The 16192-nt window shown below is 37.5% G+C and carries 16 protein-coding genes, 1 tRNA gene and 5 pseudogenes; 6 read left to right on the top strand and 16 right to left on the bottom strand.

Features of this window, described 5'->3' with window-relative positions:
- Window positions 1–50: 50 nt before the first annotated feature.
- Window positions 51–599, bottom strand: coding sequence for a hypothetical protein (locus N1I86_RS10490; RefSeq protein ID WP_244878030.1), 549 nt, complete (start codon window positions 597–599; stop codon window positions 51–53).
- A gap of 87 nt (window positions 600–686) precedes the next feature.
- On the opposite strand from N1I86_RS10490, the gene N1I86_RS10485 reads away from it, so the two are divergent.
- Complete coding sequence (locus tag N1I86_RS10485) at window positions 687–1190, top strand: hypothetical protein (RefSeq protein ID WP_048622509.1); 504 nt, start codon at window positions 687–689, stop codon at window positions 1188–1190.
- Window positions 1191–1411: 221 nt separating this feature from the next.
- Here the strand turns inward: N1I86_RS10485 and N1I86_RS10480 are convergent, their stop codons facing one another.
- Together N1I86_RS10480 and N1I86_RS10475 are read right to left on the bottom strand one after the other, a co-directional pair.
- Window positions 1412–2455, bottom strand: a complete 1044-nt coding sequence (locus tag N1I86_RS10480; protein WP_048622401.1) for an IS30 family transposase — start codon at window positions 2453–2455, stop codon at window positions 1412–1414.
- A gap of 607 nt (window positions 2456–3062) precedes the next feature.
- Window positions 3063–3384, bottom strand: a pseudogene (locus N1I86_RS10475) (PBSX family phage terminase large subunit); the annotation flags it as partial.
- Between the two features lie 67 nt (window positions 3385–3451).
- On the opposite strand from N1I86_RS10475, the gene N1I86_RS10470 reads away from it, so the two are divergent.
- Window positions 3452–4497 (top strand): IS630-like element ISBs2 family transposase gene (locus N1I86_RS10470; protein WP_076611651.1). Its coding sequence is split into 2 segments (ribosomal slippage): window positions 3452–3955 and window positions 3958–4497, totalling 1044 coding nucleotides; the frame shifts between segments, so codons are not numbered across the junction.
- A gap of 15 nt (window positions 4498–4512) precedes the next feature.
- Here N1I86_RS10470 and N1I86_RS16770 read toward each other — a convergent pair.
- Window positions 4513–4634: pseudogene (locus N1I86_RS16770) on the bottom strand (PBSX family phage terminase large subunit); the annotation flags it as partial.
- Between the two features lie 63 nt (window positions 4635–4697).
- On the opposite strand from N1I86_RS16770, the pseudogene N1I86_RS10465 reads away from it, so the two are divergent.
- Window positions 4698–4925, top strand: a pseudogene (locus N1I86_RS10465) (tyrosine-type recombinase/integrase); the annotation flags it as partial.
- Window positions 4926–5043: 118 nt separating this feature from the next.
- Here N1I86_RS10465 and N1I86_RS10460 read toward each other — a convergent pair.
- A tRNA-Thr gene (locus N1I86_RS10460) sits at window positions 5044–5116 on the bottom strand.
- Between the two features lie 318 nt (window positions 5117–5434).
- Between N1I86_RS10460 and N1I86_RS10455 the strand changes: the two are divergent.
- Window positions 5435–5983: pseudogene (locus N1I86_RS10455) on the top strand (transglutaminase-like domain-containing protein); the annotation flags it as partial.
- Window positions 5984–6138: 155 nt separating this feature from the next.
- On the opposite strand, the gene N1I86_RS10450 reads toward N1I86_RS10455, so the two are convergent.
- The 10 genes from N1I86_RS10450 to N1I86_RS10405 form a co-directional block, all read right to left on the bottom strand.
- Window positions 6139–7308: an IS256 family transposase gene (locus N1I86_RS10450; RefSeq protein ID WP_341096195.1), complete on the bottom strand. Its 1170-nt coding sequence runs from the start codon at window positions 7306–7308 to the stop codon at window positions 6139–6141.
- Between the two features lie 93 nt (window positions 7309–7401).
- Complete coding sequence (locus N1I86_RS10445) at window positions 7402–8367, bottom strand: hypothetical protein (protein ID WP_341096193.1); 966 nt, start codon at window positions 8365–8367, stop codon at window positions 7402–7404.
- 562 nt (window positions 8368–8929) lie between these two features.
- Window positions 8930–9121, bottom strand: a complete 192-nt coding sequence (locus tag N1I86_RS10440; RefSeq protein WP_341096191.1) for a hypothetical protein — start codon at window positions 9119–9121, stop codon at window positions 8930–8932.
- A 26-nt stretch (window positions 9122–9147) separates the two neighbouring features.
- Window positions 9148–9561: a hypothetical protein gene (locus N1I86_RS10435; protein WP_341096189.1), complete on the bottom strand. Its 414-nt coding sequence runs from the start codon at window positions 9559–9561 to the stop codon at window positions 9148–9150.
- Between the two features lie 58 nt (window positions 9562–9619).
- Window positions 9620–9895, bottom strand: a complete 276-nt coding sequence (locus tag N1I86_RS10430; protein ID WP_341096187.1) for a hypothetical protein — start codon at window positions 9893–9895, stop codon at window positions 9620–9622.
- Window positions 9896–9963: 68 nt separating this feature from the next.
- Window positions 9964–10278, bottom strand: a complete 315-nt coding sequence (locus N1I86_RS10425; RefSeq protein WP_341096185.1) for a hypothetical protein — start codon at window positions 10276–10278, stop codon at window positions 9964–9966.
- 28 nt (window positions 10279–10306) lie between these two features.
- Entirely contained in the window at window positions 10307–11125 is an 819-nt protein-coding gene (locus tag N1I86_RS10420; RefSeq protein ID WP_341096183.1) for a recombinase family protein, read from the bottom strand.
- Window positions 11126–11676: 551 nt separating this feature from the next.
- A complete protein-coding gene (locus N1I86_RS10415; protein ID WP_341096181.1) occupies window positions 11677–11850 on the bottom strand; it encodes a hypothetical protein in 174 nt (57 codons plus the stop codon).
- Between the two features lie 826 nt (window positions 11851–12676).
- A complete protein-coding gene (locus tag N1I86_RS10410) occupies window positions 12677–12880 on the bottom strand; it encodes a hypothetical protein (protein WP_099686787.1) in 204 nt (67 codons plus the stop codon).
- A gap of 24 nt (window positions 12881–12904) precedes the next feature.
- Window positions 12905–13273, bottom strand: a complete 369-nt coding sequence (locus tag N1I86_RS10405; RefSeq protein ID WP_234449446.1) for a hypothetical protein — start codon at window positions 13271–13273, stop codon at window positions 12905–12907.
- A gap of 853 nt (window positions 13274–14126) precedes the next feature.
- Here N1I86_RS10405 and N1I86_RS10400 point away from each other — a divergent pair.
- A protein-coding gene (locus N1I86_RS10400; RefSeq protein ID WP_076611651.1) for an IS630-like element ISBs2 family transposase occupies window positions 14127–15172 on the top strand; the annotation gives its coding sequence in 2 pieces (ribosomal slippage) (window positions 14127–14630 and window positions 14633–15172; 1044 coding nt in all).
- Window positions 15173–15677: 505 nt separating this feature from the next.
- Here N1I86_RS10400 and N1I86_RS10395 read toward each other — a convergent pair.
- Entirely contained in the window at window positions 15678–15854 is a 177-nt protein-coding gene (locus tag N1I86_RS10395; RefSeq protein WP_328202414.1) for an antitoxin VbhA family protein, read from the bottom strand.
- 65 nt (window positions 15855–15919) lie between these two features.
- Here N1I86_RS10395 and N1I86_RS10390 point away from each other — a divergent pair.
- Window positions 15920–16060, top strand: a pseudogene (locus N1I86_RS10390) (site-specific integrase); the annotation flags it as partial.
- Between the last annotated feature and the right edge of the window lie 132 nt (window positions 16061–16192).

The following is a 16192-nucleotide window of genomic DNA, read 5'->3' as shown; positions in this document are numbered from 1 at the left end:
TAAAAAATAATGGCTCAAAAATTAACTTGAGCCATCGGGAACCTTGAACCCTATACTAACCATAAAATGATTTCTGCTAAAGATTCAGCAGTTTTGCCAGGTACTCCGGCAGCTTGTAGAGCTTTAACTAAAGCACCTTTTGTAGCGCTGTTTAGTCTTTCTGTTGCATAAGCAATTTGTCTAGCATAGTGATCAACTAATCTTGCTTTTGATGGAGAAAGTGGTTTAATTGCATATTTTAAAGATTTGCCGCCTACTCTACAAATCCAACCAAATGCTTTAATAGCTTTCAAGGAAGCACCAACAACACCAGAAGCATGTACAGCATCTTCTTGATCTTTTCCAATATAGCTTTTAAATTCTTTTGTAGTAGAAGCATATTGTATAAAGTCTCTAGTATCTTCAACACTAGTTGGTTGCCCTTCAGCGTATATGTAGTCTAAAAGTGACTTCGGCGTTGTTGTATTTTGGTTGCTGTTCACAACAGGAGTATTATCATATTCTTCCGCGAATGTCGCTGTTACGGGTGCTAGACCTGTTATTAGAATTGATAAAGAGGTTGTTAAAACAATTCCTTTAAAAAAACGATTACTTTCCATATAATTCCCTTCCTTTCAAAAATATGGTATTATCGCATGTAAAATGTTACCATATAAAAAAGAAAGGAAAAGGAGAATTTTGAAAAAATGACAAAAAATAGCCGGGAACAATATACTGTATCGGATCATGTTTTTGCTATAACTACTGTAACCTTAATGTGCTTAGTAATTATCTCAATACCATTTCTATGTTTCTATTTTGTATTGTATTGTATCTCTTTAACCCCAGATGTAGATATAAATGCATCGGGTACTTTTTCTTCTTTGAAGATTATTTTTAAGTTTTTTGTTACTACAATTGTTATTACAGGTATTGTAGATGTTATTTTTTCTCAGTTAATTAAAACAAAAAGTGGAGTTATTAATACTCTGTCCGAAGTAGCCCTAATGTTTTTAGTTTTTTATTTATTTGTCATGATATATTGTCGTGTAAATGATGATATCATCATAAAACATAATGGTAACTTGTACGTTGCTTTATTCTTACTAGTTTTGTATTTAACGTTGCATTTAATTTACATAGCATCTAAAAAGCTGTATACAATTATGATTAATCGTATACAAAATAAACACAACAATAAAAATGTTTAATCTTAAATTGCAATATTAAATGCAACAAGTATTGAAAGACCAGATAACCCATGATTAAGTAGAATCGGGACACTCTGCGCGACTTGACGTGGAGTGGTGGGCATGGTAGCCTGGTTGGCCCAGCCAGTACCGTATACCTGGCTTCATGGCTGGTAGCCATGCCCGCAGAGGCTCTTTGTCAAGTTGCTAAAAACCAACCCTTTGGGTTAGCTGGCTTAAGGTTAAGAAGCTAAGCCAGCTAACTCTATTTGGAAACACTCCTCAGGTGTACGATAATTGAGGATCTTCCTTGGAAGATGGTTACACCAATTTTCAACATAGGTAATGGTTTCGTCTGCCACAGAGGAAATGGGTCTCCCCTTTGGTATGAAGCGCCTAATAAGGCCATTATGACGCTCGTTGGTTCCTCGTTCACAGGATGTGTAAGGGTGTGTAAAATAAACCTCTGTTAGATCTTTTTCAACACTAAGGCCGAGGTCAGCAAATTCAGAACCGTTATCAGCCGTAATGGTTTTAAACACTTTAGAGAACCGATTACCATAAGACACTTTCAACTGAGATATGACTTCTGAAACGGATAGACTATCCTTGGCTGTCACTCTCAAAATTATTTCTTTACGGGTTTTGCGCTCAGTAAGAGTCAATAAGGCCTGATCTTTAGTCTTCTTGCCTATAACCGTATCAATTTCCCAGTGACCAAACTCTTGGCGTTCATTGACTTCAATTGGTCGCTCATCGATACTGCGTCCTAAGATCTTCTTATTCTTCCGGTTACGTTTTTTCTTGGTGTTCAGGGTAATTTTCATAGGTAGGTCAATGTTTTTAACGCCTATAAGTCCTAGATCAATATAGTTATAAAGGGTCTTGGTGCAAACCATTTTGTCTTTGAATTTCCCATCACGTTTGGCTCTCCCACATACCGCATCAGGAGACCATTTCTTATCAAGGATCTGAGTTTCGGCATACTTAATAAACTCGATGGCATCGTCTAGTTTTAGCTTGCGGCCACAGGCTTTCCTGTTTCTCTCATAGAGAAGTTGACCTGTGTCTGGAAAATAGACATGAACAATTTTCCCGTTGCTTTTTCTTTGTGGCACTGTACCTCTTCTTAACTCACGGGAGATGGTGCTTTTGTGACAACCAACATAATCTGCAATCTCCTGTTGAGTCTTACCAGCAGCGTGTAAGGCCGCAATTTTCCCACGGTCATAAGCCGTTAAGTGTTTGAAATGCCGAGCTCCTATGGTAGAATTAGTAATTGCCATAGATAAATCCTCCGTATCGATATTGTTTTAGTCGACTTAATCATACGTGGTTTATCTATGGTTTTTCATTTTTTATGCTTGTTGCATTTGATTATACAACTAGCCAAAAATGTTTAATTAAAAATTCCTTTAGTCTAAAAGACAAATGTAATAATCGGGACAATATAATACCATTTTTATTATGTATTATAGAGAGGGCACTAACACTATATTAAAGACAGTGTGTTAGTGCTTAACTGTCTTGCTCGCTTTTTCGCATTAATATTGTCTAATTTACGCTTCTTTCACATATACAACCCATCCGAATTCCTTTTTAATTTTGACTACCATCTGATCGGCATCTTCTTTTTCAGTAGGTTCCAGTCATCAATCGTAAACCATTTTTGTCGACCTCATAAACCGCAATTTTTTCTTTAGCTTTCAACTTTAATGCCGTATTGTGAAGATTAGTTTTATTTTTAAATGTACAAGTCATCAGACGGAATTTACCCAAAACTACACTTGGATTTGTGGTTAATTTACTGTTGCTTAGATTTGTCTTGGCCGGCTTTGTATTGCTTTGTAGTTTCGACAGCAATGTGATTGCTGACGTTTGGTAACCACTCTAAATAGCAATGTCAATCAACAACAGATCATCATCGCTCGGCATTTCATCAATCCAGTAGAAAAGATTCATATTGTAAACCATATCGCCAAGCACGATGACCTCGCCTTTGTACATCCATCGCCAATAGTCGTAGTCGTTTTCTTTGTACTTCTCAATTTTTCGAATCCATAACATAGCCTTTAGCAATCTTCGCTGATTTAATTTTCATCGGGTCATCCACACAGTAGAAATAAAAAGCTGTGTTTGTTCTTTTGTGTCTAATGATTAGAGGAGATTTACCAAAATAGAATTCATTCTCCAATTTCACATGTATATAAATTGAAATAAAGGTTTTCTCCCGTTCCACGGCGAATAAATACAAAGAGAAAATAGGGGAACGGAGAGAAAATATGATGCCAAATCACAAAGACGAGATCGAAAAGTTGTCCACTGCCATGAAAGAAGCAAAAAGTAAACGAGCATATGAACGCTACCAAGCGATTTATCTTCATTTGCAGGGATATACCAAAGGAGAAATCGCAACGATTATTGGTCGATCCAAGAAAACTATTTATAACTATATTCATGCCTACGCCCAGCGCGGTCTTGATGGACTGGAGATGAAATACTCACCTGGCGCCCCACGTCGATTGACCCCTGAGCAGGAAAAAGAGCTGGCTTTGATCATTGAACATCAGCTCCCCGTAGATGTGGGATTCGAAGCAAAATATAATTGGACGCTTGCGATAATCGCTGAACTCATTCAACAAAAGTGGGGGCCAACATACACGCTTCGCGGAACAAGTGACATTCTGCATCGGTTAGGGCTAAGCTATACGAAACCGACCTATACACTAGCCAATGCCGATGAAGAGAAACAAAAAGAATTCGTCGAAATCACCTTCCCTGAAGTAAAAAAAAACTGGTAGATGGGAACATCGCCCATGTCCTCTTTCAAGATGAGTCGATGATTCGTGATTACCAAGCGATTCAAAAAACATGGTTTGTCAAAGGAAAACAACGAATCATTCCGACGTTTGGAAAACATCAAGGGCTGAAGCTGATTGGCACGTTGAACTACGAAACAGGGGAAGTGTTTTGCATCGAAGAAGAATGCTATGACGCGGAAACATTTCTTCGATTTCTTCAACTTGTGTTAGAACGCTATCCCACAGGCAAAATAGTGATGATTTTAGATAACGCTCGAATTCACCATGCCAAACTCATTCAGCCATTTTTAAAAGAACACGAAGATCGGTTAGAGCTCGTCTTTTTGCCACCATACAGTCCGCAATTGAACTTGATTGAAGGGCTATGGAAATGGCTGAAATCAGACGTGATTTACAACGTGTTCTATTCGAGTGTGCAAGAAATTAGAAAGAATGTCCAAGCCTTTATTCAGCGAATCAACCAGAAACCAGAACAAACGATCGATCGTTTGTGTGTTCAGTTGTAAATCTTTAATTCAACTTATATAGATAGCCCATTTAATTTGCTCATAAACTGATGTTGAAAGGTATTTTCCAACTTTCCGCAAGACAACCACATTGCCAAATCAGTCAGCAATTTCAAAGAAATGACCGATGATTTCAAAATCCCTCCCCGGCTGGAGAAAAAGAAAAATTAGGCGATTTTTGGGAAGGCGTTGAATATGATTTTGTATTTTCCAAATTAAATGGACAACCTTACACTCCTATGGCTGCTACAAGATGGTGGAAAAGATTTATTAAAAGAACCGGGTTTCGATTTATTCGATTCCATGATTTACGCCACACATCCGCTACTTTATTAATTAATCGTGGTGTACATGCCAAAATAATTAGTAGTCGTTTAGGTCATGCTGATATTAGGACAACAATGCAGAAAAATTTGAAGCCATTTTAAGAGGAAAAAAAGAGTAAAAATATGATTTCGTCACCAATTGGTCACCAACTTTATTTTAGAAAAGAGAAACGCGGTCTCTCAGTTAATGAGAAACCGCGTTATATCAACATTTTTCTTATGCTGGTGACAGGACTCGAACCTGCGACCCCTTCATTACGAGTGAAGTGCACTACCAGCTGTGCTACACCAGCATGATATGGAATTTACCGCTTTTCGCAACGGCCAATATATAATTTACCTCTATTTGCTCCAAAATTCAAGTAGAAATTGCAGATTTCCATAATTTTTTTTGCATCTGCACAACACCCATCGCCAAAAGCAATCTCCCTTTTGCTGTCAAAGCTGTATATCTCCCTCCAATTCGCAAAAACGACTTCGTGTACCATCTCTGATTTTGAAGACAAAAAGCACAGGTGGGCTATTTGCTCTCCAAAATAAAATTATCATTGTAATTTTGATTGAATATTCGTATAATTATGTAAATTCTCATTAGATAAGAGGTGCTAAAAATGGAGTTAATTCCCGAGTCCGCTCATTTACTGGACTATCTGGAAGAATCAGAAGTGATCGATTTTTCGCATCCTCTCATTCAGAAAAAAAAGGAACGAACTGTTTCATGAGGGACAATCAGATATAGATAAAGCCAAAATTGCCTTTGAATTTGTAAGAGACGAAATTTCTCATTCATGGGATATACAGAGCACAAGAGTTACGTGTAAAGCGTCTGAGGTGCTTAAATATAAAGAAGGAATTTGTTACGCCAAAGCGAATTTATTAGCAGCTTTATTAAGATCGCAACGAATACCAACAGGTTTTTGTTATCAACGGCTTATGATATTTGATACTCCTGACAAGGGTTATTCCCTTCATGCATTGAATCGTGTTTTTCTTCGTTCAATTCATTCAATCGGTGGATTCGTCTAGATGCTCGTGGAAACAAACCAGGAGTGCAAGCAGAATTTTCTATCGATCAAGAAATCTTAGCATTTCCAATCCAAGAAAAGTATGACGAAAAAGATTTCCCCATCATCTATAAGAAACCTATCCAAAAAACGGTACCGTCAAGAATTTTGTGTAATGTAAATGGGGTAGGGTTTCTCTGAAATGGATTTGAATTGATAGGGGACTGATTTTCTCCACACAAGAGACTGAATATTCAGTCTCTTGTGTGGAAAGGGAGAATCCCCTTATTTTGTTTATTTACAATATTTGGTTAACAATAACGTTCTTCAAACATTCGTTGAAGAGCTTCATGCGCTTCGGCAAATCCTCGTAACTTTCTTCCTGCCCATTTCTCGTTAAAATCTTGAATCGTCAAATACACGATTTTTTCAGCGGCTTCTAAACTACTCAAACTGTTCATCGGCTTTAGACGTTTCCGAATCTCTTTGATCGTTCGTTCAATGGCATTGGTCGTGTAAATCACACTTCGAATACTGCTTGGATAATCCATAAATGTAAGGAGGACATCCAACTCATTGGCCCAAGATTGAACTTCTCTTGGATATTTGCTGGACCATTTCGACTCAAACTGTTGAAACATTTGTAACGCCATCTCCTTATTCGGCGCACGATAAATCAGCTTGAGATCCTCGGCCACTTCGAATTGGTCTTTTTTCCGAACACGATTTAGGGTGTTGCGGACTTTGTGCACGACACAGCGCTGCACATCGGCTTTCGGATACACCGCCTTAAAGGCTTCCTCCAGCCCCGGAAGGCCATCGAAGACGCCAAGAAGCACTTCCTTGACGCCTCTTTGGTAGAGGTGTTGAAGAATTTCCTGCCATACATAGGCGCTTTCTTGTCCTCCCACAAAGAAATCAAGAATTTCGCGATATCCTTCTTCGTTCACCCCTAACACCACATAAACCACTTCTTTCTCCACGGTATCGCGACGAAGTTTTACATACAAGCCGTCTAAATATAAGACAGAATAACGTTTGTGCAGGGGACGTTTGTGCCATTTCTCAATGTCTTCTTTCACGATATCGGTCATACGACTGATCGTTGAAGGAGAATAGGCCTTGCCTAAAATTCGTTCAATAAACTTGCCAATTTCACGCGTACTCATACCACTTTGATACATCTTGATGATGGCTTCCTCGAGCCAGCCCGTATGGCGTTGGTAAGGAGCGAACAATTGGGTTTGAAATTCTCCGTTTCGGTCTCTAGGGACCAAAAGACCTTCAATCCGGCCATATTGCGTATCTAGATTTCGTTGATAGTAGCCGTTTCTCATATTCGATGTTCCGGCCTGCTCTATTTCGAGGAAATTCTTGATTTCTTCCCGCATGATCAGTTCTAATTTTTCCTTTACAAACTGACGAATGACACTTTCCAGTTGATTTGCCCAGTCGACATTCGGTATACTTCTTTTAGACATAGGTAGGGTACTCCTTTCTCTAAGATTTTTGGTCCAATCAGAGAATACCCTACCTTTTTTCTTTTGTTCTAGCAAAATGCTTTACACAAACTTTTATACATCATCATTTTTTCTGGACATAAACGCTTTTAGGTTGTAAGCTATTTTCCATTCTTCTGCTTTTTTCTCTGTATATTGTTTAATACCTTTTAACTCATTTTCATTCAGTGGCTTAATGAATCCCTTATTGTACTCTAAAACGTCATTAAAGGCGGCTTCCTCGTTCACCATTAAGCATAATTTATTGTAAAAATACAAGAAGCAAGCAATTTCCCTGTAACCATCAACGACACCATCTTGATTTCTTAAAAATTGAAGTGTTTCAAGATCTTTAATACGGGCTCGAGCCAATGTTTTTAACGTAAACTTACTTTTGACAGTACGTTTTTTCTTAACCGTTAGTTTCTCACGCTTTTCTTTAGTCCACGGAGCCCATTGTTCCAAAAGTGTGCCTAAGTGGTATTTATCACGCTTTCTGATAAATGCCTGAACCTTTTCATTGCTCTTACTGTTAATGCTTCCTGGTAGTCTAAACACTCGGGCAACATCAACTGCACAACTGCTATCAGCACCTAAAGGCTTTAACTGTTCAAAAAGATAATTGTTCATGCGTGACCATGATTTCATGGCACCTTTTGGAGCATGTTTAATCCACCAAATACAATTAATTCCCCTACCTGTAAAAGTAATAACGTTAGGTGTTGGTATTTTCTTTTCAAAATATTCATCTTGCAGTTTTTTCGCTACTTCATGCGGCTTTAAACCGACCTTATAGCAATCTATATCAACGTATAATGCTCTAATATGTCTTACATCTTCACCTTTTCTAGAAGGTCGATAAAAAGAGTTTAGGCTAAAGTATTTATCTGCCCCTACAAAATGTGGGTCATCACTCGGCATTTCCTTAACCTTAGATATATGGAACATTTCTTGATTCCATTCATCGCCTTGTTTTTCAGCCAAGCAAATATACCATTGTGAATCATTGTGGTGTAGTTCAATATAATCTTTTGCCAACATAAAAAGCCCTCCCTTTTTCATGGAGGACAATAAACAGGAAAAAGATGGTGATATTACATCATAATATTTTTCTTTTTACAGTTTAAAACCTGTCTATGACGTGTTATAATAACACTAGCGAAAATTGTATATGTCAATAGACAGGGTTTACCCCTGTTTATTGTCCGGTACAGAGTCACTCTTAAAGTTTGGCGACGGAAAGAGTGACTCTTTTTCTTTTTCGTTCCATTAATCAAAAGTTTATTTGCTATTTATTATACATCTAAGATTGCTAGACTAAAAGTTAGACTTTGACAATCTAAACAGTATTTAGACAAAATTCCCCTTTTATCCTAATGACCAATTCGCATATTCGCAGATTTTTGCCACGAGAATAGGCCGAGAATCGTTTTTAAACCGGCGTGTAATATAAAACCCTTTGAGAATGATAAAACGGCTTAAAAACAAAAACAGGGTTGTGTAGTTTTCCAAACCCTGTCATAAATAAAGAATACGATTTAAGCTATGTTATAGATGGACAAGCCTTAAAAACACGCAATGAAACTTAATTATACGTCAATTGTTAATACCAAAAAAGTAAACCAAAAGATAAATTAAATAAAGAACCAAGTAATGAGATAAAAAAAGTTAGAAAATATACCATGCTTTTTAATCCATACATTGGAACTTCTAATATTCTCAAAGTGATTTCAACGATTAAGACTGAGAATAATAATAATATTGCTAAAGTCGATTTATATTGAATCTTCATCAATTCATCACCCCCTATAACATATGAGTCTACACACTCCATGAGTAACGAGATACAGGGGAATAACTTTTGTTATCACTTCCAATGTTAAGGGGTCTTATTTCAAATTCTACCCTATGAAATATTCCTTGATATTCAACTAATACAAACCATTTTTGAAAAACATTAAACTCTTTTTGAGTAAGTAAGTGGGCAATCTCCAATCCTCCAACAGCATATCTTTGCGTGTTTGAATTGGCTTTTAAAGGTATTTCATAAGATGAGATAGGTTCATCAGGTTCGCTATTAATATACCAATGAAATACAATTTTACTATATTTTTCAATTAAAGACAATTTAACCAATATTTGTACTGAAAAATCATTGGGAAAAAAGATATTTTTTTTATTAATTGGTTTAAAATCCTCTGTTGTATGTTCACAAACAATAATAGATTCGATCATGACTCTAGAACCTCCAATAATAAAAACCTTTGAGAATTCTCAAAGGTTTTTTGATTAATTACTTGGCTTTGCCAAAGAGAGCTACACCTATTCCGTATCTAACGCCTCCCGAAATAGCTCCACCTATGGCACCCGTATGCGATCCAAATACTGCTCCTCCAGCAGTACCTAACTTAACTTTCTTTTTGTTACCGCCACTCAGAACCAATTCAACTGTCCCACCAGTTGCCGCGCCTATAGCTCCTCCTCTGGCAGCACCCTTAGCAATGGATTTTTGAATGAATTTCGGATCATTTGGAAAAGCTTTGTGAACTAACTGAGAAATTTTACCCATATATTTACCCTCCAAATATAGAATCATTATATACAAATATTTGTAAATGTAAATATATTTGTTGTTTTTCATATTTTCAAAAAAATCATCGCTAAACCTCCCAAAATCATAAGAAACGACAATCCTAACAACCAAGCTGAAAGAACAGGTATGGAGAAAATATCTAAAATCTCTAAGAAGATAACAATCATTTTTTTTGTAAAGCTTAAATCCTTTTTTTCTTCCCAACTGTCTTTTAATAAAATAATTCCGAATGGTAACAAAATAATTCCAATTATAATTAAGATAATCCCTAAAGTCATATATTCTCCTCTTTCCTCTTCGTTTTGGGCAAACAGATTGCTAGCAATAGTATACTCAGATGATCCTTCTTGGAAGATCATTTATTTTCTCAAGATCAAATTTCAACGTTTACGCCCCCTTTCGATTGTTCTTTTGTAGTTGAGCCTGTACTTTACCGAAGATAATTTTATTGATTAATGGCTCGTGCTGACCTTCGACGTTCACATCTGAATGCTTTACTTCACCCAAATAAAAACGGTTGGTTAAAATGTGGCGAATTGCCATAGTTGAAAAATCTTTGCCCTGTTGTGTCTTGTATCCTTGTTCTTTCAAATAACGTTGAACTTTTAAAAGTGATTTACACTCTAAATACTTCTTAAAAATTTCTTTGACAATGGGTGCTTTTTCTTCATCAATTACTACAATGGGCTTACCAACTCCTTCATGTTTCCACTTATAACCGATTGGTGCATTACCGCAAGCCTTTACTCCACTTTTGGCTTTTTGTCGTCTGCCTTTCGCCAGCTTCTTATTGATACTTAGACGATCGTATTGGTCGAGCAATTCCATTATGCCATTAATCAAAAAATCGTTAGGGTCTTTGCTATAAATGTTGTAATCCTTTTGCTCAATACTGATAACATGAGCTTTGATCTTTTGTAATTCACGCTTGATTACAACCTTCGCCATGTCTTCCCGCCATAACCGACTAGTATTCATTACTATGACCTTTTTTACTTCACCTTCTGAAAGGGCAGCAAGCATATCTGAAAGCCCATCACGTTCGATTAAAGTTCCACTCACGCCCAGGTCCCGGAAAATCTCAACAAGCTGTAATCCGTTAGCCTTGCAATATTCTTTGATTGCATTTTCTTGAACGTCTTTTCCGTAACCCTTTTCTGCCTGAGTTTCCGTTGAAACGCGAACATAACCAAAAACTTTTTCCATAGCAACGACACCTTCCAATATTTGTTAGCACAAGTATAAGACCCTTTGGCTTTTTCGTAAAGTCCTATGTAGAGCATTTTACTAGACCAAAAGAAAAAAGGTAGGGTATTCTCTTCTTTAAATTCAATTTCAAATACTTTAGTAGCTGAATTGTTTCTTTTTAAGAGCATAAGACGATTTTTTTTATAAATTTAAAAAAGCGCCACTCTCTGACGTTATGTAAGGAGCCTATTGCAGGAAAATTATTCTTAGATTCATAGCAAAAAAAGTGGGACAAACGTGGGATAAGCGTTGTACCCGCCGAACCGCCCAGCTCATCCGTCCGTGGCGACGTTCTTACGCCATATTTAAACACGCAAAAAGACCGTGGGGGCTAGCCCCCACACCCCCAGCCAGCCTCCCACCTCAAAACAAGGGGGAAAGCAAAACCGTATAAGCCTTTATTTTGGCTTCTAAGCGCTTTTAAGGTTTACCCCTTAAAAAAAGGTCTATCAGTCTATAAAAATCGCCATATGGACGAATATAGGGCAAATAAGCCCTATATAGAGGTGTTATACTTCCTTTAATTTTTCAATCAATTCCTGCATGGTCATTTTTCCGGTTAGTACGGCCATTACATTTTTCATATCTTCCTCCGTCATGTCCATGCCTGATAAATATAGGGAATGCCTGGCATATTCTAAGGCTTCTTTCAGGACTTTGGGATCCTTTATGGGATCTTTCATAGGATTTCATCCATCTTTCCAATAATGAGCTCTCTCAGGTACGCAGACAGCTTCATATCGCCTCGATCGTCCTCAATCGCCTGCCAGTATTCTTCAGGAAGAGTGATCGAGACCTTTCTTGTAACGCCTATAGATGGGCGACCTGCATCATTTACAAGTAATGTTTTATAAATCTATGAAAATGCCTATATTAAAAGATTTGCCAAATAAGTTGTTTTAAATCGAGTAGGAGGGAGCGATTAACTCCCGTCCTCTCACACCACCGTACGTACGGTTCCGTATACGGCGGTTCAATTAAGATAATTGACGCAAGTCTTTATAACTTCCGTGAATAGCTGTTCTCTTTATGCCAGTGGTCACTCCACCCTCCAAGAGGTCTCCCACGGGATTCACCGCTTCCTCCCTCAAGTGAGGTACTACGTTTTCTGTGTTCATCATGACTCACTGAATACCAAGGGCTATTCTCTCTTAATTGTTCGGTCCTTCTTAGTTGTTCTAGACCAACTAATACTATGACCTCTGCTGACTTCTGACGGTTCAGCTACTTATCACTAAGTTGGTTATGAAGAGTACTTCACATATCCGCCAGACCTCCCCGGGTAAGTACATGCACTTTCACACCATCTATCCGCCTGAAAAAGCAAGTCTTTTTTTTATTGAAAACCTTACAACCACAAGGCTTTAAGGCATACAAGGGTAACTATTTCGCCGCCGAAATAGTTACCCTTGTATCAAGAAAAGAAAAAACACGATTTTCCGTTCCGGAAAATCGCAAAAAAGTAGAGAGGAAAACGAATCGTTTTCCTCTCTACTTTTTTTTAGTAAATCAATTATATTCAGTGTCTTCATCGTAAGGTAAAATGTCACCTTCCCAATTACAGGAAGCACATTCACATCCCCATCCATTTAAATCAATTACAACTACATTGTTATTACGATCTTTAGTTTCATAACTAGTAAAACTCTTTACATAAAAATCTTCATCAATTAATTTAACTCCACAATTAGGACAAAACAAAGGTTTAGCCATAAAACAATCACCCTTAATATTTTTTTATTCTCTTAACACTTTTCCACTACTCGTTAAAGAAGCAATACGTTCCTTTTTGCCTTTATTATACAACTTCCACGCTGAACCACCATGTGATTTACCCTTATTTTTAGAAATAATCCAACCTGACTTAGGATCTTTGTAATCATTAGTACCTCTAATTTTTTGCGAAAACTTCTTCAAATCAACAACTTCATTAGATTTTTTTAAAGATTTAGGTATCTTTTGAAGTATTCTTAAATAATCCCATTTTGCACAAGTCGGCCTATCTCTTCCCAAACAATCTAAAGCATACGAAGAAGAAGGTTTAACAAATGCAACTGAAGTTAAAACAAGAAAACTAACTAATAAAACTTGTACCATTTTTTTCATCTCAAAACACCTCGCATTGGTTTTTCCTAAATTCTAAGATTGATGGAAATATAATACAAGTATGGTTTTTAAATTCTATATATAGTAAAATTAAACATATATAAAAGGGAATATTTAACTTTGTTAAATCTTAATTTCATTATCTTTTTTTTAGATGATCCGTAAGACAAAAACTCAACCTACCCAACCCTTCCGATCTCGGAAGGACTCCCTCGGCGGTAGCCAGCCCCCAAACGTAAAGTTTGGGAGACAACAAGAGGGTCTTCAGTGTAGCAAGTTCGTCCACTCCTTAATGCTCACTACGTTCCGCTTACCGTTGGACAAACGCCAGATAACCACCTCCACCGTTCACGAGAAAAAACCAAAGTATCAAAAAGTCTTCGTTTACATTCACCACGCCTCCCTATGCCTCGCTAAAATCTGAGAATACATCCCCGCTGCCCTGCATTTTTTCCTCGCCACGCCTCGTTAAATTCCCCTATATCTCGTCAAATTTTAAAAATCTCCTTACGATCTACTAACTAATTATTTTTTGCTCTAACTAAAAAAACCATAAAGAAATCATAGAATGATATAAAAAATACGTCTCAGAACGTTCAGAATTCGTTTTAAACGCTTTATTTTTTTCTAATGAATTCAACTACATAAAATCATTAAAAGCGATTCTGAATCGTTTTAAACGCTTTAAAAACCAAGAAATAAAAAAAGAGCATAAGGAAACCGAATCCCACTTTATAAAAAAAGTGGTGAAATAGGCTGTGCCTATTGGTTTTCTATATAAATTGAAATAAAGGTTTTCTCCCGTTCCACGGCGAATAAATACAAAGAGAAAATAGGGGAACGGAGAGAAAATATGATGCCAAATCACAAAGACGAGATCGAAAAGTTGTCCACTGCCATGAAAGAAGCAAAAAGTAAACGAGCATATGAACGCTACCAAGCGATTTATCTTCATTTGCAGGGATATACCAAAGGAGAAATCGCAACGATTATTGGTCGATCCAAGAAAACTATTTATAACTATATTCATGCCTACGCCCAGCGCGGTCTTGATGGACTGGAGATGAAATACTCACCTGGCGCCCCACGTCGATTGACCCCTGAGCAGGAAAAAGAGCTGGCTTTGATCATTGAACATCAGCTCCCCGTAGATGTGGGATTCGAAGCAAAATATAATTGGACGCTTGCGATAATCGCTGAACTCATTCAACAAAAGTGGGGGCCAACATACACGCTTCGCGGAACAAGTGACATTCTGCATCGGTTAGGGCTAAGCTATACGAAACCGACCTATACACTAGCCAATGCCGATGAAGAGAAACAAAAAGAATTCGTCGAAATCACCTTCCCTGAAGTAAAAAAAAACTGGTAGATGGGAACATCGCCCATGTCCTCTTTCAAGATGAGTCGATGATTCGTGATTACCAAGCGATTCAAAAAACATGGTTTGTCAAAGGAAAACAACGAATCATTCCGACGTTTGGAAAACATCAAGGGCTGAAGCTGATTGGCACGTTGAACTACGAAACAGGGGAAGTGTTTTGCATCGAAGAAGAATGCTATGACGCGGAAACATTTCTTCGATTTCTTCAACTTGTGTTAGAACGCTATCCCACAGGCAAAATAGTGATGATTTTAGATAACGCTCGAATTCACCATGCCAAACTCATTCAGCCATTTTTAAAAGAACACGAAGATCGGTTAGAGCTCGTCTTTTTGCCACCATACAGTCCGCAATTGAACTTGATTGAAGGGCTATGGAAATGGCTGAAATCAGACGTGATTTACAACGTGTTCTATTCGAGTGTGCAAGAAATTAGAAAGAATGTCCAAGCCTTTATTCAGCGAATCAACCAGAAACCAGAACAAACGATCGATCGTTTGTGTGTTCAGTTGTAAATCTTTAATTCAACTTATATAGTTTGTGAATTGTGGGAAGACTTTTTTTCGGTTGTATGCGTTCTGTATGCGTTTTTCGGCTATTTATATGCGTTTTGTATGTGAAAATATGTGTTTTGTATGCGTCTAAAATGACAGCAAAAAAAAGTGGGACAAACGTGGGATAAGCGTGGACCATTTATGGGACTTTAGTGGACTTTTTGTGGGCGAATCGCCTTTTTTATGTACCCATCGTTTTATCAGGCACTGCCTGATCCCACACCTTCGGTGGGGGCAAAAACTCCTTATGCTCTTGCATTTTTCTACCACGCTGAAATATCAGATATTTCAGAATATTTTTATCAATTTCGCGATACAATTGTAATCGTGTATAATACGGATACGATCTTCAAGGGGGGATCGGCTTTAGGCAGAATAATCCACCCGTGGCCTATAAACTCAAGGGTGGATTATTTTTTTGGTTAAAAGACAGTATTGAAACAGAGGTCGAGGGCAGCATACCGATTCACTGTTTCCCTGCCAACCTAATTGCTTTACGTTTAAACTGTTCAAAAGAAATCTCTCCTGCTGCTTTTGCAATGACTAGATCCTCAATTTCTTTCGTTACTTTTAAGCCTTCGATTTCAAGTGAAGCTTTTACAGATGCAAATTTCTTTTGTAACGTCTCCTTTGAATATTTCATGAGTCTTCACTCCCTTCTAACCACTGAGCAAGGTCTCCAAAATTCGTCGACAAAATGAAGCCTCGGGTACTGGGTTTTACAAACAGACAAAAGACGTGGCCAAGCTCCAAGCAATTTTAAATCATAGTCATCCGAGTATCACTTTACGGTACATTGGAATAACGGAAGAAGAAATAGAAAAAGATTTGGAGAGTTTTGTTTTGTGAGGATTTCGGCTCGATTCAGGCTGATTTCGGGCTTACTAGTATAATCATCTATTAAACCATTTGGACATGCTCAAACGTTGAATATGGTTCAAATTTCGCTATTCTATGAGTGGGGTTGAGCAAATCGGTTAT

The sequence above is a fragment of the Bacillus sp. FSL W8-0116 genome, from assembly GCF_038003825.1.
Classification (GTDB): domain Bacteria; phylum Bacillota; class Bacilli; order Bacillales; family DSM-4216; genus Bacillus_O; species Bacillus_O smithii.
This window is presented reverse-complemented; position numbering and strand designations above follow the sequence as displayed.